This is a genomic window from Limnobaculum parvum, from assembly GCF_003096015.2.
Lineage (GTDB): Bacteria > Pseudomonadota > Gammaproteobacteria > Enterobacterales > Enterobacteriaceae > Limnobaculum > Limnobaculum parvum.
This window is the reverse complement of record NZ_CP029185.2, coordinates 2,784,924-2,810,022: the sequence shown is the minus strand read 5'-3', so window position 1 is coordinate 2,810,022 and position 25,099 is coordinate 2,784,924. Positions and strand designations below refer to the sequence as shown.

Annotated in this window: 18 protein-coding genes and 1 pseudogene; 10 read left to right on the top strand and 9 right to left on the bottom strand. The window is 46.8% G+C overall.

The window, feature by feature from the left end:
- The first annotated feature begins 59 nt into the window (after window positions 1-59).
- The 7 genes from ispH to folA all read left to right on the top strand — a co-directional run bounded on the left by ispH (window position 60) and on the right by folA (window position 9,187).
- A complete protein-coding gene (gene ispH / locus HYN51_RS11760) occupies window positions 60-1,004 on the top strand; it encodes a 4-hydroxy-3-methylbut-2-enyl diphosphate reductase (protein WP_108900201.1) in 945 nt (314 codons plus the stop codon).
- A 200-nt stretch (window positions 1,005-1,204) separates the two neighbouring features.
- Window positions 1,205-2,023, top strand: a complete 819-nt coding sequence (gene dapB / locus HYN51_RS11755; protein ID WP_108900200.1) for a 4-hydroxy-tetrahydrodipicolinate reductase — start codon at window positions 1,205-1,207, stop codon at window positions 2,021-2,023.
- A gap of 485 nt (window positions 2,024-2,508) precedes the next feature.
- Complete coding sequence (gene carA, locus HYN51_RS11750; RefSeq protein WP_108900199.1) at window positions 2,509-3,693, top strand: glutamine-hydrolyzing carbamoyl-phosphate synthase small subunit; 1,185 nt, start codon at window positions 2,509-2,511, stop codon at window positions 3,691-3,693.
- Entirely contained in the window at window positions 3,677-6,898 is a 3,222-nt protein-coding gene (gene carB / locus HYN51_RS11745; protein WP_108900198.1) for a carbamoyl-phosphate synthase large subunit, read from the top strand. Before carA ends, carB begins: the two co-directional genes overlap by 17 nt.
- A gap of 539 nt (window positions 6,899-7,437) precedes the next feature.
- A complete protein-coding gene (locus tag HYN51_RS11740) occupies window positions 7,438-8,217 on the top strand; it encodes a threonine/serine exporter family protein (RefSeq protein WP_157953035.1) in 780 nt (259 codons plus the stop codon).
- Window positions 8,214-8,678 (top strand): threonine/serine exporter family protein, encoded by a 465-nt coding sequence (locus tag HYN51_RS11735; RefSeq protein ID WP_108900196.1) that lies wholly within the window; start codon window positions 8,214-8,216, stop codon window positions 8,676-8,678. Before HYN51_RS11740 ends, HYN51_RS11735 begins: the two co-directional genes overlap by 4 nt.
- A 23-nt stretch (window positions 8,679-8,701) precedes the next feature.
- On the top strand, window positions 8,702-9,187 hold the full coding sequence (gene folA, locus HYN51_RS11730) for a type 3 dihydrofolate reductase (protein WP_108900195.1): 486 nt from the start codon (window positions 8,702-8,704) through the stop codon (window positions 9,185-9,187).
- Window positions 9,188-9,226: 39 nt separating this feature from the next.
- On the opposite strand, the pseudogene apaH reads toward folA, so the two are convergent.
- From apaH to lptD, 6 genes and pseudogenes are all read right to left on the bottom strand, one after another.
- Window positions 9,227-10,059, bottom strand: a pseudogene (apaH, locus tag HYN51_RS11725) (bis(5'-nucleosyl)-tetraphosphatase (symmetrical) ApaH).
- A 35-nt stretch (window positions 10,060-10,094) separates the two neighbouring features.
- Entirely contained in the window at window positions 10,095-10,472 is a 378-nt protein-coding gene (apaG, locus tag HYN51_RS11720) for a Co2+/Mg2+ efflux protein ApaG (RefSeq protein ID WP_108900194.1), read from the bottom strand.
- Between the two features lie 4 nt (window positions 10,473-10,476).
- The gene (gene rsmA, locus HYN51_RS11715; RefSeq protein WP_108900193.1) at window positions 10,477-11,310 is read right to left on the bottom strand and encodes a 16S rRNA (adenine(1518)-N(6)/adenine(1519)-N(6))-dimethyltransferase RsmA; all 834 of its coding nucleotides are present in this window, start codon (window positions 11,308-11,310) and stop codon (window positions 10,477-10,479) included.
- Window positions 11,303-12,298, bottom strand: a complete 996-nt coding sequence (pdxA, locus tag HYN51_RS11710; protein WP_108900192.1) for a 4-hydroxythreonine-4-phosphate dehydrogenase PdxA — start codon at window positions 12,296-12,298, stop codon at window positions 11,303-11,305. Before pdxA ends, rsmA begins: the two co-directional genes overlap by 8 nt.
- The gene (gene surA / locus HYN51_RS11705) at window positions 12,288-13,640 is read right to left on the bottom strand and encodes a peptidylprolyl isomerase SurA (RefSeq protein ID WP_230513972.1); all 1,353 of its coding nucleotides are present in this window, start codon (window positions 13,638-13,640) and stop codon (window positions 12,288-12,290) included. Before surA ends, pdxA begins: the two co-directional genes overlap by 11 nt.
- Before the next feature lie 73 nt (window positions 13,641-13,713).
- The gene (lptD, locus tag HYN51_RS11700) at window positions 13,714-16,086 is read right to left on the bottom strand and encodes an LPS assembly protein LptD (protein WP_108900190.1); all 2,373 of its coding nucleotides are present in this window, start codon (window positions 16,084-16,086) and stop codon (window positions 13,714-13,716) included.
- 179 nt (window positions 16,087-16,265) lie between these two features.
- Between lptD and djlA the strand changes: the two genes are divergently transcribed.
- Both djlA and HYN51_RS11690 read left to right on the top strand, forming a co-directional pair.
- Entirely contained in the window at window positions 16,266-17,084 is an 819-nt protein-coding gene (gene djlA, locus HYN51_RS11695) for a co-chaperone DjlA (protein ID WP_108900189.1), read from the top strand.
- 296 nt (window positions 17,085-17,380) lie between these two features.
- Window positions 17,381-17,887 (top strand): AAA family ATPase, encoded by a 507-nt coding sequence (locus HYN51_RS11690; RefSeq protein WP_108900188.1) that lies wholly within the window; start codon window positions 17,381-17,383, stop codon window positions 17,885-17,887.
- A gap of 21 nt (window positions 17,888-17,908) precedes the next feature.
- Here HYN51_RS11690 and rluA read toward each other — a convergent pair whose 3' ends face one another.
- From rluA to HYN51_RS11675, 3 genes are all read right to left on the bottom strand, one after another.
- The gene (gene rluA, locus HYN51_RS11685) at window positions 17,909-18,562 is read right to left on the bottom strand and encodes a bifunctional tRNA pseudouridine(32) synthase/23S rRNA pseudouridine(746) synthase RluA (protein WP_108902045.1); all 654 of its coding nucleotides are present in this window, start codon (window positions 18,560-18,562) and stop codon (window positions 17,909-17,911) included.
- 87 nt (window positions 18,563-18,649) lie between these two features.
- On the bottom strand, window positions 18,650-21,556 hold the full coding sequence (rapA, locus tag HYN51_RS11680) for an RNA polymerase-associated protein RapA (protein ID WP_108900187.1): 2,907 nt from the start codon (window positions 21,554-21,556) through the stop codon (window positions 18,650-18,652).
- Between the two features lie 135 nt (window positions 21,557-21,691).
- Window positions 21,692-24,058 (bottom strand): DNA polymerase II, encoded by a 2,367-nt coding sequence (locus tag HYN51_RS11675; protein WP_108900186.1) that lies wholly within the window; start codon window positions 24,056-24,058, stop codon window positions 21,692-21,694.
- A gap of 340 nt (window positions 24,059-24,398) precedes the next feature.
- Here HYN51_RS11675 and HYN51_RS11670 point away from each other — a divergent pair, with 340 nt between their 5' ends.
- Window positions 24,399-25,097: a DsbA family oxidoreductase gene (locus HYN51_RS11670; protein ID WP_108900185.1), complete on the top strand. Its 699-nt coding sequence runs from the start codon at window positions 24,399-24,401 to the stop codon at window positions 25,095-25,097.
- Window positions 25,098-25,099 lie beyond the last annotated feature (2 nt).

Genomic DNA, 25,099 nt, shown 5'->3' with positions numbered 1-25,099 from the left:
TTATTGGCGGTGTAGCCAGCAAGGTTGCTGACTACACCGTATACATTTGGAGAGTAAAAATGCAGATATTGTTAGCCAATCCGCGAGGTTTCTGTGCTGGAGTCGACCGGGCTATCAGTATTGTTGAACGTGCGCTGGAGATTTATGGCGCTCCAATTTATGTACGCCATGAAGTGGTGCATAACCGTTATGTTGTTGACAGCCTACGCGATCGCGGTGCGGTATTCATTGAACAGCTTAATGAAGTTCCCGATGGTGCGATTTTGATTTTCTCTGCACACGGCGTGTCTCAGGCGGTTCGTGCTGAGGCCAAAGCTCGTGACTTGACGGTGTTTGACGCGACTTGTCCTTTGGTGACCAAAGTTCATATGGAAGTGGCTCGAGCCAGCCGTAAAGGTCGTGAAGCAATTTTGATTGGTCATGCTGGCCATCCTGAAGTGGAAGGCACCATGGGGCAGTACAGCAATCAGGAAGGCGGAATGTATTTGGTGGAGTCGCCGGATGATGTGTGGCAGTTAAAAGTCAAGAATGAGAAGAACCTCTGTTTTATGACGCAAACGACACTGTCTGTTGATGATACTTCGGATGTGATTGATGCGCTGCGCGAGCGTTTTCCAGATATTATCGGGCCACGTAAAGATGATATCTGCTATGCCACGACCAACCGTCAGGAAGCGGTACGTAATTTAGCTTTACAGTCTGATATGGTGCTAGTGGTTGGTTCAAAAAACTCGTCTAATTCAAACCGCCTGGCTGAATTGGCTCAACGCATCGGTAAACCCGCCTATTTGATTGATACCGCAGAAGATATCCAGGAAGAATGGGTGAAAAATCTGAATTCTGTCGGTGTGACCGCGGGTGCTTCTGCACCTGATGTTCTGGTTCAGGCGGTGATTACCCGCCTGCGCTCCCTCGGTGGAGAATCTGCGGTAGAAATGGAAGGGCGTGAAGAAAGTATTGTGTTTGAAGTACCAAAAGAGCTGAGAGTTAAGCAGGTTGATTGAACCAGAACGGCTATTTTGAGCAAAACGCGAACGGGCTGATATATTCAGCCCGTTTTTATTTTAATCATTTTGTCCTTTCTTCAATATAAGCTTAGCTTTTAATTAGTTCGGCATAATTAGTAAATTTATTTGTCACCGTTCAGGGCGAACGTTAATCTGGTAGTTAAGTGGGTTACAGAATAAAAATTCAGAGGATCATTATGACCAATAAGCAGGTTAGAATTGCGATTGCCGGTACTGGCGGACGAATGGGACGTCAGCTTATTCAAGCTGTCCATCAGGCAGAAAATGTAACATTAGGGGCGGCGCTGGAACGGCGTGGTTCTTCACTGGTGGGTGTAGATGCTGGTGAACTGGCTGCCATTGGTCAGATTGGTATTAGGGTTAGTGATAATCTGGAAGCGGTCGCGAAAGATTTTGATGTGTTTATTGACTTCACTCGTCCTGAAGGCACTCTGGAGCATATTGCTTTTTGTCGTCACCATCATAAGGCGATGATTATTGGCACCACCGGATTTGATGACGCCGGCAAAGCAGCTATTCAGCAGGCTTCAGTAGAAATTCCTATCGTATTTGCCGCTAACTTCAGCGTTGGGGTTAATCTGGTACTTAAATTACTAGAACAGGCGGCTAAGGTAATGGGAGATTATACTGATATTGAAATTATTGAAGCCCATCATCGCCATAAAGTTGATGCTCCTTCCGGTACTGCGCTGGCAATGGGAGAAGTTATCGCCGATACATTAGGTAGGGACTTAAAAACCTGTGCGGTATATGGTCGAGAAGGATATACCGGTGAGCGAACCCGTGAAACTATCGGATTTGCTACTCTGAGAGCGGGTGATATCGTCGGAGAACATACGGCGATGTTTGCTGATATTGGTGAGAGGGTTGAGATTACCCATAAGGCCTCCAGTCGAATGACCTTCGCTAACGGTGCCGTAAGGGCTGCCGCTTGGCTGAGCCAACATAAGTCAGGTCTTTATAGCATGCGTGATGTTTTATCTCTGAATGACTGATTTTATGGTGTTTAAATCGAGATTTTTGATTTTTTATATTTCAATTATCTCGATTTTATTTTTAATAATATTATGATATATAATGAATTAATTTATTAATGTTTGTTTTTTGTAATTCAATATTTTATTTTAATCTATTTTCTTTATTTTTACATATTAAGTTGATTTTTTTATCCTTGAGTCTCATTTGTTAACGCATTTATCCCCTTTTTTCGTCAAAATACTATTTTTCTTTGCTATGTGATTTAGCAATCGTTTTCTAAATATAGTTTATTGGTGTTTTTTGCTATTACATCTACATTTCTACATTGAAGCGCTAAAAAACAATAAAAAATGTGTGTTCCGATAGACAAAAGACGGTTCGATCATTAGAATGCGCCCAATTTGCCCAAAATTTGCCAGCAAGGCTTCTTTTGTGCCTTTCAAAAAGGTATAGTTGTGAATTAATATGCATATATTGTGACTATTTATTCTAGGAGGGTGTTTTGAGTAAGACAGCGATACTGGTTCTCGAAGACGGAACCCAATTTCATGGTCGGGCCATCGGGGCCAACGGTATGGCAATTGGAGAGGTGGTTTTTAATACCTCAATGACAGGCTATCAAGAAATCCTTACTGACCCATCGTATTCCCGCCAAATTGTTACTCTTACTTATCCCCATATTGGAAATGTCGGCACGAACTCTTCAGATGAAGAATCCGCTTCCGTTCATGCTCAGGGACTTATTATTCGTGATTTGCCGTTGATTGCCAGTAACTACCGCAATCAAGAAGGTCTGTCAGAATACCTGAAACGCCACAATATAGTTGCTATCGCTGATATTGATACGCGTAAATTGACCCGCTTGCTCAGAGAGAAAGGTGCACAAAATGGTTGCATCATTGTTGGCGATCGACCGGATGTTCAACTGGCTCTAGAAAAAGCGTGCGCCTTCCCCGGTCTGAAAGGGATGGATTTAGCAAAAGAGGTGACGACTAAAGAGCCCTACCGCTGGGCTCAGGGTAGTTGGACGCTGGAAAATGATTTACCCGCAGTAAAACATGACAGCGAATTGCCCTATCACATCGTGGCTTATGATTATGGTGTAAAACGTAATATTCTAAGGATGCTGGTGGATCGCGGCTGTCGCTTGACGGTGGTACCAGCACAAACCTCCGCAGAAGACGTTCTGAAACTTAATCCAGATGGTATTTTCCTGTCAAACGGACCTGGCGATCCGGCACCTTGTGACTACGCGATTAAGGCTATTCGCCAATTATTGCAAACTGATATTCCGGTATTCGGTATCTGCTTGGGGCATCAACTGCTGGCTTTGGCGTCCGGTGCTGAAACCATCAAGATGAAGTTTGGTCATCACGGCGGTAACCATCCGGTGAAAGATCTCGACGCCGATCGCGTTATGATCACTGCTCAAAATCATGGTTTCGCGGTAGATGAATCCTCATTGCCAGCAAATTTACGTATTACGCATAAGTCTTTATTTGATGGCACATTACAGGGTATTCACCGTACCGATAAAGCGGCATTTAGTTTTCAGGGGCACCCGGAAGCCAGTCCAGGGCCGCATGATGCGGCTCCGTTGTTCGACCATTTTATTGAACTGATTGAATCTTATCGTTCTACTGCTAAAAATAAATCAGGAGCCTTGAACCATGCCAAAACGTACTGACATAAAAAGTATCCTGATTCTGGGTGCCGGACCTATTGTCATCGGCCAGGCTTGTGAGTTTGATTATTCCGGCGCTCAGGCCTGTAAAGCGCTGCGTGAAGAGGGATACCGGGTGATTCTGGTGAACTCCAATCCGGCAACGATTATGACCGACCCAGACATGGCTGATGCAACCTATATCGAGCCTATCCAGTGGGAAGTGGTACGCAAAATCATTGAGAAAGAGCGTCCGGACGCGGTTCTGCCGACGATGGGAGGGCAAACCGCTCTTAACTGTGCCCTTGAGCTGGAGCGTAAGGGCGTTCTGGCTGAATTTGGCGTCATTATGATTGGTGCCACGGCAGATGCCATCGATAAGGCGGAAGATCGTCAACGTTTTGATAAAGCAATGAAAAAGATTGGGCTCGATACGGCGCGTTCCGGTATTGCTCATAATATGGAAGAGGCGCATGCGGTGGCTGCCGATGTGGGCTTCCCTTGTATTATCCGTCCATCATTTACCATGGGGGGATCCGGTGGCGGCATTGCGTATAACCGCGAAGAGTTTGAAGAGATTTGCGAGCGCGGTCTGGATCTTTCACCGACTAAAGAGCTGTTGATTGATGAGTCGCTGATTGGTTGGAAAGAGTATGAGATGGAAGTGGTTCGGGACAAAAATGATAACTGTATTATCGTTTGCTCCATCGAAAACTTTGATGCTATGGGGATTCACACGGGCGACTCGATTACCGTAGCGCCAGCGCAAACCCTGACCGATAAAGAGTATCAGATCATGCGGAATGCATCGATGGCGGTGCTGCGTGAAATTGGTGTGGAAACCGGTGGTTCTAACGTACAGTTCTCGGTGAACCCTAAAAATGGTCGGCTGATTGTTATCGAAATGAACCCGCGGGTTTCCCGTTCTTCAGCGTTGGCCTCTAAAGCAACGGGTTTCCCGATTGCCAAAATCGCGGCCAAGCTGGCGGTTGGCTACACCCTGGATGAGTTGATGAATGACATTACCGGGGGGAGAACGCCAGCATCGTTCGAGCCTTCCATTGACTATGTCGTGACAAAAATTCCTCGTTTTAACTTCGAAAAGTTTGCTGGTGCTAATGACCGTCTGACAACGCAGATGAAATCTGTTGGGGAAGTGATGGCGATTGGGCGCACGCAGCAAGAGTCACTGCAAAAAGCATTACGCGGTCTGGAAGTGGGTGCCAGTGGATTGGATCCAAAAGTCAGTCTGGACGATCCGGAAGCGCTGACGCGTATTCGTCGCGAGCTGAAAGAAGCGGGTGCTGAGCGTATCTGGTACATTGCAGATGCATTCCGCGCAGGCATGTCTGTGGACGGTGTCTTTAATCTGACCAACATTGACCGCTGGTTCTTGGTACAGATTGAGGAACTTGTTCGTTTGGAAGAGCAGGTGGCTGAGCGCGGTATTAACGGCCTAGACTATGATTTTATGCGCCTGTTGAAGCGCAAAGGTTTTGCCGATGCACGTCTGGCTAAACTGGTTGGCTTCTCTGAAGCTGAAGTCCGTAAACTGCGTTATAAGCATGGTATTTATCCGGTATACAAGCGGGTAGATACCTGTGCGGCCGAGTTCGCCACGGATACCGCTTATATGTACTCGACTTATGAAGATGAGTGTGAAGCGAATCCAACGAATGATCGCCCAAAAATTATGGTGCTGGGCGGTGGTCCAAATCGTATTGGGCAAGGGATTGAGTTTGACTACTGCTGTGTTCATGCTTCGCTAGCGCTGCGTGAAGATGGCTATGAAACCATCATGGTTAACTGTAACCCTGAAACCGTTTCAACAGATTATGACACTTCAGATCGCCTCTATTTCGAGCCGGTTACACTGGAAGATGTACTGGAAATCGTACGCGTAGAGCAACCCGCCGGTGTTATCGTTCAGTATGGCGGTCAAACCCCATTAAAACTGGCTCGTTCGTTAGAAGCCGCGGGTGTACCGATTCTTGGTACCTCTCCGGATGCCATTGACCGGGCAGAAGATCGGGAGCGTTTCCAGCAGGCGGTTCATCGTTTGGGCTTGAAACAACCGGCAAACGCAACGGTATCTGCCATTGAAATGGCGGTGGAAAAGGCGGCCGGTATTGGTTATCCGTTGGTCGTTCGTCCTTCTTATGTGCTGGGCGGAAGGGCGATGGAAATTGTTTATGATGAGACCGACCTGCGCCGTTATTTCCAGACCGCAGTGAGTGTTTCTAACGATGCGCCAGTACTGCTGGATCGCTTTCTGGATGACGCAATTGAAGTTGACGTAGACGCCATCTGTGACGGTGAACGCGTACTGATTGGTGGCATCATGGAGCACATCGAACAAGCGGGTGTTCACTCCGGCGATTCCGCCTGCTCTTTACCTGCTTATACGCTAAGCCAGGATATTCAGGATGAGATGCGTAGACAGGTTGAAAAGTTGGCGTTTGAACTCTGTGTCCGCGGCTTAATGAACGTGCAGTTTGCGGTAAAAGGAAACGATGTCTATCTGATTGAAGTGAACCCTCGGGCAGCTCGTACCGTCCCGTTTGTTTCCAAAGCAACAGGTGTACCACTGGCTAAGGTCGCTGCACGGGTGATGGCAGGCAAATCGCTGCTAGAGCAAGGTGTAACCAAAGAAGTTATTCCGCCTTATTACTCGGTAAAAGAAGTGGTGCTGCCATTCAACAAATTCCCGGGAGTAGACCCAATTCTAGGGCCAGAAATGCGTTCAACCGGTGAAGTGATGGGGGTTGGCCGCAGCTTTGCCGAAGCATTCGCTAAGGCGATGTTGGGCAGCAGCCCAAATCGGATCCCGCGTGGACGCGCACTGTTATCGGTTCGTGAAGGTGATAAAGCTCGAGTGGTGGATTTAGCCGCCAAGCTGCTGAAACAGGGCTTCGATCTAGATGCCACTCATGGTACTGCGGTGGTGTTAGGTGAAGCAGGAATCAATCCTCGTCTGGTGAATAAGGTACATGAAGGTCGTCCGCACATTCAGGATCGGATTAAAAACGGCGAGTATAACTACATCGTCAACACCACCGAAGGGCGTCAGGCTATTGAGGACTCTAAGCTGATTCGCCGCAGCGCGCTACAGTATAAAGTCCACTATGACACCACGCTAAACGGCGGTTTTGCTACCACGATGGCAATGAATGCGGATCCAACGGAGAAAGTGATTTCCGTTCAGGAGATGCATCAGTTGTTGAAGTAGTTAATGGGAAATTAGGGTCGGAGTAAGTTTCGTCTGCTAAACATATGGTGTCTATCTGAGCTGTGGTGTACGCAGCCGAGCAGGGGCATTGGGCGAATGCCCCTGCATCCCGCGCCTTTCGTACAGGAATTCAGGTCGCGCTATGAATACATCATGAAATGATGTATTCACCCTTGCGGGCCAGCGCAAGTGCTGTTCAACACGGCATACCGCGTTGTGGCGACTGCCTTCTTCCTTCATTCGGCCTTAATGCACCGGTACAGCGCCGCTGCGCCTCGCCCCGCATCCGTGTGGGTCATGCTGGCCTCTTTCAGTCGTCAACTGAATTCAAGTGCTCATGGAAGGGCATAGATAGAAAAGGGAATAGAATTAGCCTCTTTGATATTCTGCACCTAAACTTTAAAAATTATAATAAACAGTGGCTAAGCGTTTGAAGCGGTTCAAAAATCAGTGTTATTCTAACTGGCACTTTTGAAATCCCGGCAAACGGTAGCGTTTATCCGTTTATTTCCTCTCTATTTCACTCAGGTAAACATAAAGTGGAATTTGATAAAGTCCATCAACGCCAGCGGGAGATTACCCGTTTGTGTATACAGTGTGGGTTGTTATTGCTACAGCACGGCGCAGAAAGTATGTTGATAGAGCAACTTTCTACTCGTCTTGGTAAAGCACTCGGTGTGGATGAGGTAGAAAGTTCTATCTCTGCTAATGCAATAGTGCTGAGTACCATCTATAAAGGACACTGTCTTACCTCTACGCGCAAGAATGTCGATCGCGGCATAAATATGCATGTGGTAACTGAAGTTCAGCGGATTGTGATATTAACTGAGCATCACTTATTAGGTGTTGATGAAGTAGAGAAACGCTTAAATCATATTAAGCCTTTACGCTATCCACGCTGGTTAATGGTGCTGATGGTGGGGTTATCCTGCGCCAGCTTCTGCAAATTGGCAGGCGGAGATTGGGATGCCGTACTCGTTACGCTGTTAGCCAGCGGAGTTGCCATGTACTCTCGTCAGGTTATCACTTCTTTTCAGATCAATCCGTTAATCAATTTTTTTGCCACGGCCTTTGTGGCAACCACCGTTGCCGGTTGGTTGGTGAATTGGATGGATATAGCTAAAGCTTCGATAGCGATGGCTTCCAGTGTGTTGCTGTTGGTTCCCGGTTTCCCGCTGATTAACTCGGTGGCGGATATGTTTAAAGGACATATCAATACCGGTATTGCTCGTTGGGTAATGGCCAGTCTGCTAACCCTTTCAACCTGTATTGGGGTTGTGGTTGCGATAACCGTCTGGGGATTTCGGAGCTGGTTATGAATCTGATATTAACGCTTATCGAAAATATGTTTTTCGCAGCAATTCCGGCGGTTGGTTTTGCGCTGGTGTTTAACGTACCGGTAAAAGCGCTAAAGTATTGTGCGTTACTTGGCGCGATAGGTTATGCCTGCCGTACCATATTAATTTATTACCAGTTTCCTCTGGAATGGAGCACATTGCTGACCTCTATGCTGATTGGCACAATCGGTATTATCTGGTCGCGGCGTTTTCTTGCCCATCCTAAAGTGTTTACCGTTGCTGCCGTGATTCCGATGTTTCCTGGCGTTTTTGCCTATAAGGCAATGATTGCGCTGGTAGAGATCTCCCATAAGGGTTATTCTCCCGAGCTGTTTGGAACCATGATTACTTATTTTTTGAGGGCTTCGTTTATCGTTGGAGCATTGTCCATTGGGCTTTCGTTACCTGCCCTATGGCTCTATCGCCGCAAACCCAGCGTATAACCGCCTGATAGCAGGATCTTGTTATGATGATTAGTCTGATTGCCGCTATGGCAGCCAACCGGGTGATTGGTGCTGAGAATGCGATGCCGTGGCATCTTCCCGCCGATTTGGCTTGGTTTAAACAAAATACCCTGAACAAACCGATAATTATGGGTCGTAATACTTATTTGTCTATTGGACGTCCGCTACCAGGGCGGTTAAATATTGTGATCAGTCGGCAGCCTCAAACGGACGAAAGAGTGACTTGGGTTACTTCGCTAGGTCTGGCTATTCAAGCGGCAGGCAAGGCGGAAGAGGTGATGATTATTGGTGGTGGTAGCGTCTATCAGCAGGCATTATCTCTGGCTGATCGGCTGTATCTAACCCATATTGATGCCGATCTGGCGGGAGATACCTATTTCCCTGATTATCATCAAGTTGCATGGCATCAGGTATTTTCTCAACGCCATGAGGCTGATGAAAAGAACCCACATGCCTATCAGTTCGAAATACTGGAACGGCAAAAATAATGGCTTTCCGGCTCATTCGAACGGTGTGCCGGAGCTGTTTTAATCATTGGTTTCAGCCGTTTTGGCCAGAGATTCTTGTTGGAAATATTGCTTATCTTCCCATCTCAACATGGTGAGTTCCCCCCCCAGCAGCAGCCGGTATCCAGTGCATAGATGCCTTCTGGTACCCCTTTTCCTTCCAGTGAAGCCCAGTGCCCGAAAACAATCGAGTAGTTCTCAGAAACCGGACTTGAGAGTTCAAACCAAGGTTTTAACGGTGCTGGTGCCTTTTTAGGTACATCTTTACAGATCATATCTAGACAACCATTGGGATAGCAGTAACGCATGCGGGTTAACGCATTGGTGGCATAGCGCAGCCTTGGCAATCCTGATAGCTCATCGTGCCAGCAGTTTGGTAAGTCGCCATACATGGAGTCCAAAAATAGCGGATAGCTATCACTGGAAAGAATGGCTTCAATCTCACGGGCGCAGCGCTTGGCGGTATCGATATCCCATTGAGGGGTGATGCCTGCGTGTCCCATCACCAATGCCTTTTCTTCGTCTATTTGTAGCACGGGCTGACGGCGTAGCCAGTTGATTAATTCGTCACAGTCCGGCGCTTCCAGCAATTCGGTCAGGTTATCTTTCGGTTTATTGCGGCTAATACCGGCATAAATCGCCAACAGATGAAGGTCATGATTACCCAATACGATACGGACTGAATCGCCCAGCGATCGAACATAACGAAGAACGTCAAGAGAGTCCGGGCCTCGGGCAACCAAATCGCCCGTTAGCCAAAGGGTATCTGTGGCGGGGTTAAAACTGGCTTGTGCCAGCAAAGCCTGTAGTTCCTGAAAACAACCGTGCACATCACCGACTAAAAGTGTTGCCATAAGCGGGAGCTAACCTTTTTATTATTGAATTTTTGTTAGTGAATCAGAGACGGAATCGCCAGACGGAATACCGGAATCACTATCTGAAATGGTTGCCCCATATGATCAATCATATTGTAATGGCCTTCCATTGTACCCAACGGCGTTTCCAGAATAGCGCCGCTGGTATATTGAAACTCACTGCCTGCCAAAATAACCGGTTGCTCACCAATCACGCCTTCACCCTGAACTTCAGTGTGTTTGCCGTTAGCATTAGTGATTAGCCAATATCGGCTAAGAAGTTGTACCTGCTCTCGGCCCAGATTGCGAACTGTCATGGTATAAGCAAAAACAAATCGCTCTTCATCCGGCAAAGACTGGGCTTCAACATAGAAACTTTGTGCCTGAATAAAAACTCTGGGTTTATCGATCACGGTATTACTCCTGTTTAGCCTCCGGCAGTTTGGTGCCTTTGGTTGATAACCAATTTGCCATTTTGCAATACAGTTCAACAGAGATATTTTCTGCCCGCATGTTCAGGTCCAAGCCCAATTCAGTCAGTTGTTCTGGCGTGAACAGATGACCCAGACTATTGCGGATGGTTTTACGCCGTTGATTGAATGCTTCGGTAGTCAGACGGCTCAGGATACGAATATCTTCTACAGGATAGGGGATACTGTCATGCGGAATTAGACGTACTACCGCTGAGTCTACTTTTGGCGCAGGGCGGAATGCCGTTGGTGGCACTTCCAGTACCGGAATAATCCGGCAATAATATTGCGCCATTACGCTTAACCGACCGAAAGTTTTGCTATTTTCGCCAGCGACCAGACGGTTAACGACTTCTTTCTGTAACATAAAGTGCATGTCACTTATAGCATTAGTATAGCTGAAAAGGTGGAACATCAGCGGCGTCGAGATGTTATATGGCAGGTTGCCGAACACTCTTAGTGGTTGCCCAATCTCTTTAGCCAGTGCAGCAAAATCAAAGGTCATGGCATCTTGCTGATAGATAGTTAGCTTATCTTTCAGCTTAGGGTTAACCGCCAGACGTGCCGCTAAATCGCGGTCCAGTTCGATAACGGTCATATGTTCTAACCGCTCGGCGACAGGTTCGGTTAGTGCAGCCAGACCTGGACCTATCTCCAGCATTGCCTGACCCGGCAGTGGGTGAATCGCCGAGACGATGCTGTCGATCACATAAGGATCGCTTAAAAAGTTTTGCCCAAAACGTTTGCGGGCAAAGTGGCCCTGATGAACACGATTATTCATTACGATTATTTATCATTTTAATAGCGAGATTGAGAGCAACGGTAAAACTACCAGCATCGGCAGTACCCGTCGCGGCAAGGTCTAATGCGGTGCCATGATCAACAGAGGTTCTGATAAAAGGAAGTCCCAGGGTGATATTCACCGCTCGGCCAAATCCCTGATATTTTAAAACAGGTAATCCCTGATCGTGATACATGGCTAATACGGCATCAGCATGTTGTAAATATTTAGGCTGAAATAGGGTGTCTGCCGGAAGCGGCCCAATAAGGCTGATACCCTGTTGACGCAGTTTTTCCAGCGTAGGGGAGATTATTTCTATCTCTTCATGGCCCATATGCCCCCCTTCACCCGCATGAGGGTTCAGCCCACAAACATAAATTTGGGGGTGCGGAATGCCAAACTGAGTGACTAAATCATGATTCAGTATGGTAATGGTTTCCGTCAGGCTCTCAGGGGTAATTGCTTCAGAAACGCGGGATAGAGGTAAATGTGTGGTCACCAAAGCAACACGTAGCTCTTCCGTTGCCAGCATCATTACTACACGTTGCCGCTGACTGCGTTCTGCAAAAAACTCCGTGTGACCAGTAAAAGGGTGTCCGGCATCATTAATAATGCCTTTATGTACCGGGCCGGTGATCAACGCTGCAAATTCACCGCTAAGGCAGCCATCGCAGGCGCGGGCCAGCGAGTCTATAACGTATTGGCTGTTTTGGCGATTAAGCTCCCCAGGGGTAACAGGATGACTTAATTTAACCGGTAAAACGGTTAATGTTCCTTTTTCCTGAGGCTGAGGTGATTGTTTCGGCTGGTAAACACGTAATTGTAAAGGCAGCCCAAGGAGGGCTGCCCTTTGTTGGAGTAATTCTGGCGCGGCGCAAACCACCAGCTCAACGGGCCATTCCCGCTGAGCCAGTTGAACGATTAAGTCAGGTCCTACACCGGCAGGCTCTCCCGGTGTGATCACCACGCGCTGAGAATTACTGACCATTAGTGCTGGTACTGCTGCTGTTAGTTCCGTTCATAATTTTAACGTAAGCACTGGCACGAATTTCCTGCATCCAGCTAGGTACTTCTTCAGAGAACTTCCGGTTGAACAGCATACGGTAAGCCCGGTCTTTCTGAGCAACGTCGGTTTTATCAACTTGACGGGTATCCAACAGTTGGATCAGATGCCAGCCAAATGAAGAGTGAATCGGTGCGCTGATCTCATTCTTCTGCAGGCGCATCAGCGCATCGCGGAATGCCGGATCAAAGACTTCTGGCGAAGACCAACCCATATCTCCGCCTTGGCGAGCAGAACCTGGGTCTTCAGAGTATTTACGCGCCATTTCGGCAAAATCTGCTTTTCCGCTGCGAATATCATCGGCAATAGAAGCCAATTGTGCTCTAGCCTGATCGTCAGTCACTACAACCGTTGGACGGATCAGGATGTGGCGAGCATGAACTTCCATGATCGAAATGGATTTTTGCTCACCGCGAATATCATTTACTTTGAGTATGTGGAAGCCTACGCGAGAACGAACTGGACCAACGATACTGCCTTTTTGCGATGTTTGTAGTTCGCTGGCAAAAATAGAAGGCAGTTCCTGCATTTTAGCCCAACCCATTTTACCGCCTCTCAGCGCCTGTGGGTCTGCTGAATAGGTCGCAGCCATTTTGCCGAAGTCAGCGCCATTTTTTAACTGTTCAACGATGCTTTTTGCTCGCTCATCCGCTTTAGCAACCTGATCCGGACTAGGGTTTTCACCTAACGGAATCATGATGTGGCTTAGGTTTAGTTCCGCACTGGCATCTAACTGATTAGCCATTTGGCCGGCTAATGAGTCAACTTCCTGAGGCAATACCGTAATCCGACGGCGGACTTCGTTATTACGTACTTCACTCATCAGCATCTCTTTACGGATTTGCTCACGATAAGTTTTGTAGTCCATACCATCTGCGGAAAGGCGGCTTCTTAACTGAGCTACCGTCATACGGTTTTGCTGAGCAATATCAGCAATACCTTTATCAAGTTGGGCATCATCAATTTTAACGCCCATGCTGGTGCCTAGCTGACTAACAATGCTATCCATAATCAGTCTTTCAGTAATCTGGGCGCGTAAAGTATCGTCATCTGGCAATTGTTGGCCAGCGCGGCGAGCGCCATTTTTAACGGAAGACATCATATTGTTGACATCGCTCTCTAAAACGACGCCGTTATTGACGATAGCAGCAACGCGATCGACGTGTTGTCCCTGAGGTGCAGCAAGTACAGCATGTGAAGCCAATGACATCGAAGCGACTGATGTACAGAGCGCCAGACTTGCGGCAAGCGATCTCCAGTTTTTCATTACTTTTCTCATATAGTCCATCCGCACGGGGCGGTTTATCTTAGAAATAATACCAACGTCTTCACGATGGATATCAGAAAGCCTGTTGATATGGCAATATTCCGGTACGTAACATTTTGCTTCCGCCTAAGTTATGGTTGCCACTTAAGCCACGCAGTTCGATGTTAAAAGATACCTTGTTGTCGTAATCACTCTGGAAATCACCCTTCGAGTTCCAGCCAATAATTTTTCGTTCATAGCCAACACCAATAGCCCAACAGCAAGTATTGTACTGAACGCCTATTAGACCATCGGCAGACTGTTTTAGTTTCGTGTCATAGTAATATGCACTAGTAACAGACCATCTGTCTGCAATTGGCCAAGTGGCAATACCACCAACTTGCGAAATATCCTGATTATATGCGGTATAACCGTTAGATATGTTAGTGGTCATGGCTGACACGTACTCTTTGCTGGCATAACGGTAGCTAAGTTGAACTACACGTTCGCTATCTTTACGATACTCAGCCACGGCATTACCTACCGCGAAGGTATCCAGACGCGTATCGTATTGTACGCCACCGCGCAGGCCAAAGTTAGAGTCAATTTTCCAGTAGCTGTCTGCGGCCCAAACTACGCTGCCGGTTTCTTTATTCTGGTCGATTTTGTTTGAATAGTAGTCATTGTCACCGGTGCGGGATTTTTCGAAGAAATAGATCTGTCCGATAGAAGCATTAAAACGCTCATTTTGACGATCGTCATAAATCCGTGTGGTTAAACCTGTCGTCACTTGATTTGCGGAGGCGATACGATCCAGACCGCTATAAGTACGATCGCGGAATAATCCGGTATAGTCTGACTGGAGTAACGTTGAATCATAGACATAAATATCACTCTGATCTTTATAAGGAACATAGAGATATTGGACCCGAGGTTCCAGCGTCTGAGTAAAGTCTTGCCAAGTGTCCATTGGGCGGTCAAACACCACTTTGCCGGCAATTTTGTACTGTGGTAATACCCGGTTTACTGAATCTTCCAGATGTGGAGCAGAGGTACCATAGTACTTATAAAAATTATCCGAGAAGTCCTGTTCGTAGTGGGTCGCCATCAGCTTGAATTCACTATCAATACTTCCCCAATCATTGGCGATAGGATAGTTAAACGTTGGCTCAATATGTGCCCGTACTGCGGTTGGGTTATTCGGGTTCTCACTGGTGAATTTAGATAACTGACCGTAAGTATGCAGGTCGAAACCACCAATATCATACAGATAGTTATTGATATCAATTTGTGGCTCTGCACGGTAGGCGTTAACGTTACCACCGGTAGCAAAGATCTGGAATTTTTTCATTGCCACAGTCGCATCCCAGTTCTGGTTAGCATATCCCACGCTGTATTTTTGGGTAGCATAACCATCGGTACTGGAGCCATATTCGCTGGTAAAATCACTTAAATAGCGGCTATCACTGAGCTTGGTATAGTCAATACTGAAACGCCAGTTCTGATCCATTACACCATTATGATTCCAGTAGAATAACCAGCGGTCGGTATTGTCTGCACTTGGAAAATCAGAGGCGTACTGGTCATCACTTTTCAGCCAGTCAAACTCCATGATACCTGCGCCAGGGGTGAGTAAGTAACGGAACTCATTCTGGAACTGCATCCCACGCTGTTGGATATAGTGTGGCGAAATAGTCGCATCGAAGTTTGGCGCAATATTCCAGTAATACGGCAGAATAAATTCAAAACCGCTGTTATTACCGTATTTGGCATTAGGCAGTAGGAAACCGGAACGACGCTTATTACCGGTAGGTAACTGTAAGTATGGGCTGTAAAAAACCGGCACTGGGCCAATTTTAAATCGGGCATTCCAGATTTCGGCCAGCTCTTCTTCATTATCATGAATGATTTCAGAGCCCACTACACTCCAGCTGTTATCGTCAGGCAGACAGGAGGTAAAGGTACCGTTTTCCAAAATCGCATAACGGTTATTTTCCCGCAGCTTCATGGTATCAGCCTGACCGCGCCCTTGGCGCCCAACCATCTGATAATTACCCTGGTAAAGATCGGTATCTTTGGTATTCAAATTAGACCAAGCTTTTGGGCCGCTAAGTTTGATCATATTGTCATCATACTTAACGTTGCCGGTAGCCGTAACGGTACGGATAGGTTCCGATTGACCCGGCTGTTCGGTTTGATTTACTTCGGCCTGATCGGCAACCATCAACCGGTTACCCTGTTCAACAATAACGTTGCCGGTAAACATCGCGCTTTCAGGATAGTTAACCTGACTGTCATCAGATTCAATATTAACCGGTAAAGCGTTCGGATCGCCCGACATCAGCGGACGTTCATAAATAGGGATTCCAAGCCGACATTGTTCGGCTAAAGGGTTAGCCAAAGCATTCTGGCTGTATAATGCCATCCAAATTGTAGTGGCCAGCAGTGTGGGATAACGTTTTTTCATACGGTTATTCTTGGTATTCCGTTGGTTACGGCTATGTAGGCAGAAGTAAACCCGATGAGATTATCGTACTCGTCTCTGTTACACCAGCGCTAAATCTTACCATCACCGTTAGGTGGTTCAATATTTGGCAGGTATGATAATGCAATTTGCGACAGACGGCATTGTCAATTGAGGGTGATATGCAGTATTGGGGAAAAATCCTTGGGGTTATTTTAGGTGTTATATCCGGCGGAGGCTTCTGGGCGGTCGTTCTTGGGTTAATTGTTGGCCACATGGTAGACAATGTAAGAAATGCGCGTCGCGGTGGCTTTTTTGCCAATCAACAGGCGCGTCAGGCGCTGTTTTTCCGTACCACCTTTCAAGTGATGGGCCATTTGACTAAATCAAAAGGCCGGGTAACCGAAGTTGATATTCAGAACGCATCGATGATTATGGATCGTATGCAGATACATGGCCCGCGCCGCAGTGATGCCCAGCAGGCGTTTCGTGAAGGTAAGCAGAGTGGCTTCCCTTTACGGGAAAAATTACGTGAATTAAAAACGATCTGTTTTGGTCGCGCCGATTTGGTTCGTATGTTTCTGGAGATTCAGCTACAGGCGGCATTTGCTGATGGTGTGCTACACCCTAATGAGCGGCAAGTGCTGTATGTTATTGCTGAAGAGTTGGGCATTTCCCGCGCGCAGTTAGATCAATTGCTAAGCATGATTGATAGCGGTCGCCAGTTTGGGCAATCTGGTGGTTGGAGTGGTCAACAAAATAGCGGATATCGCCCCGCATCTGGGCCTACTCTGGAAGATGCCTGTAAAGTGCTGGGGGTTAAACCAAGTGATGATGCCGCAACCATTAAACGTGCCTATCGGAAATTAATGACAGAGCATCACCCTGATAAGCTGGTGGCAAAAGGTTTACCGCAAGAGATGATGGAAATCGCTAAACAGAAAGCTCAGGAGATTCAGGGCGCTTACGATTTAATTAAGCGAGAGCTGGGCTTTAAGTAATTTATTCCCTTTTATGCGATTGATTGAACATTATCAGTTAAAAAGCGTGTGTCATTCAGTCGAATCTTGATATGTTGCAGTACACTATTTTTTCATATATTCATTATCTTGAGCTTTTTTCAATAAAAAGCTCAAGATAACAGCCAAAACGGTATCAGTTGTCCGGATCTTTGAAACGGAGAGCGTCATCTTTCAAACCTATCCGCTTCAAGCCCATCCGGTCAAACTGGAGATAAACCAGAAGTCAGGATCTGCACAAGTCAGAAATGACTCATCTTAATTGACTGGAGGCTTAGATGTTAATCGTATTCAGCGGGTTACCGGGTGTCGGTAAAACTTCAATAGCCAAAGCACTGACAAAAAAGATGGGGGGCGTTTACCTTCGAATAGACTCTATTGAACAGGCTATCCGTAACGCCGGGGTACTGCTGAAAGATGTGGGAACTTCCGGGTATGACACCAGCTATCTGCTGGCAAAAGATAACTTAATGTTAGGACAAACAGTCATTGCGGATTGTGTGAATCCCGTTAGCTGGTCGCGGGATAACTGGATGCAGGTCGCTTCTGATGCACAAGTTTCCGGTGTGGATATTGAGATTATCTGTAGCAATATTAATGAGCATCGCCAGCGGGTTGAATCCCGCCAGAGCGATATTCCTCATCTGGTCTTACCCGTTTGGCAGCAAATCGTAGAAAAGGAGTATCAAGAGTGGAAACGCCCACGTATTGTGGTTGATAGTGCTGGTAAGGATATCGAAGGCTGTGTGGACGAAATTCTAAACCATCTTCAGGTTTGTACCTGAAGATGGTTTGAGTGTAAGAGATTAAAAATCTGGCTCGCATTTAAAGTGCATTGGGCTACCAAACACAGGGTGATGGATACACAGTTCCTGTGCATGGAGTTGTAACCGTGGAGCCATCGCTTTAGCCTCTGGATGAGCATAAAATTTATCACCTAATATCGGATGGCCCATCGCTAACATATGTACTCGTAACTGATGAGAACGTCCGGTAATCGGCATGAGTTTTACCCGAGTGGAACCATCATTGTCGCGGCTAATCACCTGATATTCTGTTTGGGCGCTTTTGCCCGTGTCATAACAGACTTTTTGTTTAGGGCGATTTGGCCAGTCACAAATCAGCGGTAAATCAATTAAACCCTCATCTTTTTCTAGGTGTCCCCAGACACGCGCAATATAGGATTTTTTCGGTTCACGCTCACGAAATTGTCGTTTTAATTCCCGTTCTGCCGCTTTATTTAATGCCACGACCATCACACCGCTGGTCGCCATATCCAGTCGATGAACCGACTCGGCTGCGGGGAAATCGCGTTGAATTCTCGCCATGATGCTATCGTGATGTTCCGGCGCTTTGCCGGGAACAGAAAGTAGGCCGCTGGGCTTATTCACCACCATGATATGCTCATCCTGATACAGAATGTATAACCAAGGGTCTTGTGAAGGATGATAGGCTTCCATCATATTGAAAATCTCCGGTGGTGTCAGGTCAGCGTCAGTACTGATACCGGCTGCTCGTAGAGTGGCAACCGGTATCCTGAACCATCGTTATTGATGAGAAACGACTATCATGCGCAATGCATCCAGCCGCCAACTGGCTTGCTGTAGGCAGTCAAGAATCTGCTGGCGATTGTCTTCAATGGCCTCCAGTTCGTCATCACGAATGGTTGGATTGACGGCTTTCAGCGCATTTAGACGATTAAATTCCAGTGTCAAAGTATCATCCGCTTCCTGCTTGGCACCATCAATCAGTGCTTGAGCCTGTTTAGCAACCTCTGTTTCTGCCATTTGTAGTACTTCATGAATATCTTTCTGTACTGCGTTAACCAATTTGCTGCCGGTATGTCGATTGACTGCACTTAGCTGACGGTTAAAGCTTTCAAAACCAACCTGAGCAGCAAGGTTGGTCCCTTTGCGATCAAGCATCAGACGAATCGGTGTTGGCGGTAGGAAACGAGTAAGCTGTAAGTTTTTCGGTGCTTGTGCCTCAACCACATAAATCAGTTCCATTAGCATCGTTCCAACAGGCAGGGCCCTATTTTTCAATAATGAAACCGCGCAGCTTCCCGTATCTCCTGACAGAATTAAATCTAGGCCGTTACGGACAATAGGGTGCTCCCAACTGATAAACTGTGCATCTTCTCGAGAGAGTGCTTTTTCCCGATCGAAGGTGATGGTACAGCCATCTTGCGGAATCCCCGGAAAATCCGGCACCAGCATATGGTCAGAAGGGGTAAGGATCATCAAGTTATCGCTGTCATCTTCCTGATTGATACCAATAATATCAAATAGATTGATGGTGAAACCGATCAGTTCAACATTGTTATCCTGTTCAGCAATCGATTGAACCAGCGCTTGGGCGCGTTCTCCACCGTTGGAGTTCATCTCCAGCAGGCGGTCACGACCATTTTCTAACTGAGTTTTCAGACTCAAATGTTTCGTGCGGCAGCGCTGGATAAAATCATCAAAGCCAGTTTGTTCGGCAGGCTCAGCCAGATAAGCCATCAGCTCATCATGTACCGCATCATATACTGGGCGTCCAGTTGGGCAGGTGTGCTCAAAGGCATCTAACCCTTCATGAAACCAACGAATTAGAATAGCCTGTGCGGTATTTTCCAGATAAGGCACAATAATCTGGATATCACGCGTTTGTCCTATACGATCCAGACGGCCGATTCGCTGTTCTAACAGATCCGGATTAAACGGTAAGTCGAACATCACTAACCGGCTGGCAAACTGAAAGTTACGACCTTCAGAGCCAATTTCGGAACACAATAGGACCTGAGCGCCGTTCTCTTCAGCGGCAAACCAAGCGGCAGCACGGTCACGTTCAATGATGGATAAGCCTTCATGGAATACGGCCGCGTGGATACCTTCACGCTCACGAAGTGTTTGTTCAAGTTGTAAAGCGGTGGCGGCTTGTGCGCAGATCACCAAGATCTTTTCGTTGCGATTTTGCTTCAGGTACTCCATCAGCCACTCAACGCGTGGATCGAAATTCAACCAACTGACGCTATCCCCTTCAAAATTCTGGAAGATTTTCTCAGGATAAAGCATGTCATGCGCCTGAGTGTCAATTGGCTTCTTGCCGTTCATTATTTTCGCGACTTTAAACGCAGTTTGATACTGAGTCGGCAGAGGAAGTTTAATCTGATGCAAATAGCGGATAGGGAAGCCTTTCACGCCCATACGGGTGTTGCGGAACAGAACTCGACTGGTACCGTGGCGATCCATCAGCATATTAACCAGCTCTGTACGGGCAGATTCATTCTCTTCACTATCAAGATTCGCTGCCTTCAATAACGGCTCAATATCCTGTTCATTGATTAATTCACTCAGTGAGTTTTTCGCCTGGTCGTCCAACTTTTCACCGCTGACTAATAAACTAACCGCGTCAGCAACCGGGCGGTATTTCTGTTGTTCGTCAACAAATTCCTGATAATCATGGAAGCGGTCCGGATCCAACAGGCGCAGGCGGGCAAAGTGGCTCTCTTGCCCCAACTGTTCTGGGGTAGCCGTTAGCAGCAATACGCCGGGGGTATGTTGGGCCAGTTGTTCAATGGCCAGATAGTTGCGGCTTGGCGCTTCTTCACTCCAGGCTAGATGATGAGCTTCATCGACAACGAGCAGGTCCCAGTTAGCTTCAACTAAATCGTTCAGGCGTTGTTTACTTTGGCAAACAAAATTCAGGGAACAGATGACCAGTTGTTCGGTTTCAAATGGGTTGTCGAAGTCCTGACGGCTTTCGGCATAGCGTTCTTCATCGAACAGCGAAAAATGCAGGTTAAAGCGACGTAGCATTTCAACCAGCCACTGGTGTTGCAGGGTTTCCGGTACCACAATCAGTACCCGCTCAACACGGCCCGCCAGCAACTGCTGGTGGATAATCATCCCGGCTTCAATGGTTTTTCCCAAGCCCACTTCATCAGCCAGCAAAACACGCGGAGCGTGGCGATGGCCGACTTCATTGGCAATATGCAATTGGTGAGGAATTAAGCTGGCGCGTATACCTGTCAGGCCACTCCACGGCATACGATATTGTTCGCTTTGATATTTTCTTGCCCGATAGCGCAGGCTGAAGCGATCCATACGGTCGAGTTGGCCGGCAAACAAGCGATCCTGTGGTTTGCTGAAAGTCAGTTTACTGTCCAGCATTACTTCCCGCAGGGGGCTATTTTCTTCATCAGTATCAAGACGACGACCGATATAGGTCAGAACGCCATTCTCTTCTTTAACGCTGTCAACAAGTAACTGCCAACCTTCGTGGCTGGTTATGGTATCTCCAGGATTAAACATGACGCGGGTTATCGGAGAGTCAGCTTTAGCATACAGCCGGTTCTCCCCAATGGCAGGGAACAATAAGGTTACGGTACGAGCATCTTGCGCAACGACTGTTCCTAGTCCTAAATCACTTTCCGTATCGCTAATCCAGCGTTGACCTAAAGTAAAGGGCATATATTTATCGGCTTCTCATTAATTAACATTTACCCCAAGGCTGTCATCGGGGGGCGATGGAGCACAACGTAGTCACTTATTACGATGATTTTTAGGGGGATGGAGCAAGGGCGCTATGGTAATGATCGATGAGCGTTAAAACAACCCCATTTGACCAGTAACCAATGAATCAAAATTATCGTGCATAAACGGCAAGATTGCATCCGCAATTGGTTCTAACTGACGAGAAATATAGTGCTGGTAGTCAATGGGTGATTGTAGGTTTTCCAGTGGTTCCGGGCCCTGAAGGGTAATTAAATAACGAATGGTGCCACCATTTTGATATTGCAGGGGGCGACCATGAGCCAGATTATACTCATCGGCCAGCTTAGCGGCTCGGGCATGTGGCGGTACATTTTTCTGATATTCTGATAGGTGTCGGCGCAGTCGTTTACTGTAGATCAGTTGCCGATCAAATTCGCCATTGAGGGTTTTTGCCACATAATCACGGATAAATTCCTGATAGGGCTGATTATGGAATATCAACGAGTACAACTGTTGCTGAAAGTGTTGTGCCAGCGGAGTCCAGTCGGTTCTTACTGTTTCCATTCCTTTATAAATTACCTCATCATCGCCATTATCGCTTAAGATCAGGCCAGCATAGCGTTTTTTACTGCCCTGTTCAGCGCCGCGGATGGTTGGCATTAAGAAGCGGTTAAAGTGAGTTTCAAACTCCAGTTCCAGTGCTGATTCAAGACCCATCTCTTCTTTTAGCGTAGTTTGCCACCACTGATTGACATGATTAACCAGCGCTCGTCCTATTTGGTTTGCCTGTTGGTTGGTATGCGCTTTTTTTAGCCAGACAAACGTCGAGTCAGTATCTCCATAGATAACTTGATATCCCTGTTGTTCAATCAACTCTCGGGTTTTTAGCATGATTTCATGGCCCCGTAGGGTGATCGACGACGCAAGGCGAGGATCGAAAAACCGGCAGCCACTGGAGCCCAGCACGCCATAAAAGGCATTCATGATAATTTTTAGCGCTTGAGACAACGGCTTATTATCAGAACGTTTAGCTTCTTCACGTCCACGCCAGATTTGCTCAACAATTGTTGGCAAGCAGTGGGTTGTGCGGGAGAAACGGGCATGACGAAAACCGGGTACCGTTTGTTGTTGATCTTCTTTTAACGTTCCGGCAATCAGACCCACAGGATCAATGAGAAAAGTGCGAATGATTGAGGGGTACAGGCTCTTATAGTCCAGAACCAGTACTGAGTCATACAGGCCGGGAGTGGAAGACATCACATAACCACCGGGGCTATGTTCCTCCGGCAATGTTCCCAAATTAGGCGCTACATAACCAATTCTATGCATACGCGGAAGATAGAGATGGGTAAAAGCCGCAACCGAACCACCGCTGCGATCGGCAGCTAAACCCGTCATGGTCGCTCGTTCTAGCAGAAAGGTCATTAACTGAGTTTTATCAAAAATGCGGGTAACCAACACGCAGTCCATCAGGTTGTAGTAGGCCAGCGCCGGCTTATCCTCCCGAAACATGCGGTTGATTTCATCCATTCGCTGATAGGGGTTATCGATGGCTTTTCCTTCGTTCAATAGTTCTCTGGCGACATTTTCCAGACTAAAGGAGGCAAAGTTCCAGGTGGCGCTTTTCAACGCTTCGATACCATCAATAATTAATCTCCCGCTGGCAGAGGCAAAAAAATGCCCCTGCTTGAAGCCATGTTCTCGCCACTCCAGCGGGCTATTATCTCGGCCAAAAGTGAGAGGTACCTGATAACGTTCTGCATGTTTTTGCAATACCCGTAAATCGAACTGCACCAGATTCCAACCAATAATGGCATCAGGATCGTATTCTGCGATCCATTGGTTTAGTTTTTGCAGCAATAAAGGGCGACTGGCAACATACTCAAGATTAAAGTCACTTTGGTGTGGCGTGCCATTCTCCGGGCCGAGCATGTAAACCTGCTTTTGTCCGCAGCCATACAGACCAATAGAATAAAGCTCTCCGTGCTCTGTGGTTTCAATATCTAGGGAAACGGTACTCAGGCAGGGACGATAATCCGGCGCTGCTTTTATTTGAGCATTGATCAGGCTGCCATCCGCGGCTTGCTCCCCCTGAAACCACACTGGCGCCGTAATAAAACGCTCCATCAAGTAGCGTTCTGGTGGACGGATATCCGCTTCGTACAGCGTAATACCCGATTCGTTCAGATTCTTTTCTATTCGTTGTAGCTGGCGATATTGGCGACAGTACAATCCATCCACGGTTTGGCAGCTAAAATCCTGCATTTCCAGCGGGCGTAAACTCCATCCTCGTTCAGAAGAGAGCAGTGAAGTAATACGGGTATTGCTGGATGCGGGAGAAAAAGCAACGGCTTGCTGTAGTGGTAAACGTATACGTTGTGGGCCACTGTCCGTTGCGAGCCAGTAGTCAATTTCAATGCCTGAAGGGGTATCCCGCCAGTGACGAGTCAGGATAAAACCTTGTCGAACTGAATTCACCGTATGCTTACCTTGAGTCGTTTGTTGCAATAAAGAACCGAGCTATCGGAAGTATATTCTAATATGTATATCCATACAGCTATTATCTATTTTCATTTTTATTGGGAATGAAATCGTTTTGTTCTATCTTTAAAGAGCAGAGATATTCTTTTTAATTGCCATTATGACCTACGATATATTCTTTGTGACCTGATTTTTAGATGTATCCATTAGGTTAAGGCGCTTAATCAGAAATAATAGGTAACAACGCTACGCTAAAAATATTTATCGGGTCTTGGCTTTGTTGCACCCGCTTTTATTCAACGGTTAGCTCAGAATTATCGTGAAGGACAAAAGTATTATGAAAATACAAATATGGTCTGATTTCTCCTGCCCGTTTTGTTACATCGGCAAACATCATCTTAATCAAGCGCTGGTCTCTTTTGCGGAAAAAGAGAGCGTCGAGATTGTGTTGCGTAGTTTTGAGCTGGATCCCAGTGCGCCAAAATCAAAACAAAAAGATATTTATACTCATATTTCTGAAAAATATGACATGAGCATACCCGAAGCCAACGAAATGACGGCAAATATTGCTCAGCAGGCAAAACAGACCGGACTAGATTTTCATTTTGATAGACTGATACCGACTAACACTTTTGATGCACATCGATTATTGCATTACGCCGCTGAGCAGGGTGTGATGGATGCGACCAGTGAGGCCCTGTTCAAAGGCATGTTTACCAATGGGCTTAATCTGGCGGATATTGATACGTTGATTAATCTGGCAAACGAAGTTGGATTGGAATCATCCGAAGTTCAGGCGGTACTGAATTCCGATCGCTATATGGATAGCGTTCGTGCGGACGAATCCTTTGCCCGGCAGTTAAAGATAACTTCAGTTCCTTTCTTTGTTTTTGATAATAAATATGCCGTATCCGGAGCCCAACCTTCCAGTGTGTTTAGCGAAATTCTGGTCAAGGTGCAGGAAGAGAAGGCGCGCTTAATCCAATTGGATAATGCATCACAAGGGCCATCTTGCTCTGATGATATTTGTTATTAATT

Bases quoted from the DNA above. Each gene is read 5' to 3' on its own strand.
- HYN51_RS11670 (WP_108900185.1), top strand. From the start codon at position 24,399: ATGAAAATACAAATATGGTCTGATTTCTCCTGCCCGTTTTGTTACATC.
- rapA (WP_108900187.1), bottom strand. From the start codon at position 21,556: ATGCCCTTTACTTTAGGTCAACGCTGGATTAGCGATACGGAAAGTGAT.
- HYN51_RS11735 (WP_108900196.1), top strand. From the start codon at position 8,214: ATGAATCTGATATTAACGCTTATCGAAAATATGTTTTTCGCAGCAATT.
- ispH (WP_108900201.1), top strand. From the start codon at position 60: ATGCAGATATTGTTAGCCAATCCGCGAGGTTTCTGTGCTGGAGTCGAC.
- rluA (WP_108902045.1), bottom strand. From the start codon at position 18,562: ATGGAAGCCTATCATCCTTCACAAGACCCTTGGTTATACATTCTGTAT.
- pdxA (WP_108900192.1), bottom strand. From the start codon at position 12,298: ATGGTCAGTAATTCTCAGCGCGTGGTGATCACACCGGGAGAGCCTGCC.
- rsmA (WP_108900193.1), bottom strand. From the start codon at position 11,310: ATGAATAATCGTGTTCATCAGGGCCACTTTGCCCGCAAACGTTTTGGG.
- HYN51_RS11690 (WP_108900188.1), top strand. From the start codon at position 17,381: ATGTTAATCGTATTCAGCGGGTTACCGGGTGTCGGTAAAACTTCAATA.
- folA (WP_108900195.1), top strand. From the start codon at position 8,702: ATGATGATTAGTCTGATTGCCGCTATGGCAGCCAACCGGGTGATTGGT.
- surA (WP_230513972.1), bottom strand. From the start codon at position 13,640: ATGAAAAACTGGAGATCGCTTGCCGCAAGTCTGGCGCTCTGTACATCA.
- dapB (WP_108900200.1), top strand. From the start codon at position 1,205: ATGACCAATAAGCAGGTTAGAATTGCGATTGCCGGTACTGGCGGACGA.
- lptD (WP_108900190.1), bottom strand. From the start codon at position 16,086: ATGAAAAAACGTTATCCCACACTGCTGGCCACTACAATTTGGATGGCA.
- carB (WP_108900198.1), top strand. From the start codon at position 3,677: ATGCCAAAACGTACTGACATAAAAAGTATCCTGATTCTGGGTGCCGGA.
- djlA (WP_108900189.1), top strand. From the start codon at position 16,266: ATGCAGTATTGGGGAAAAATCCTTGGGGTTATTTTAGGTGTTATATCC.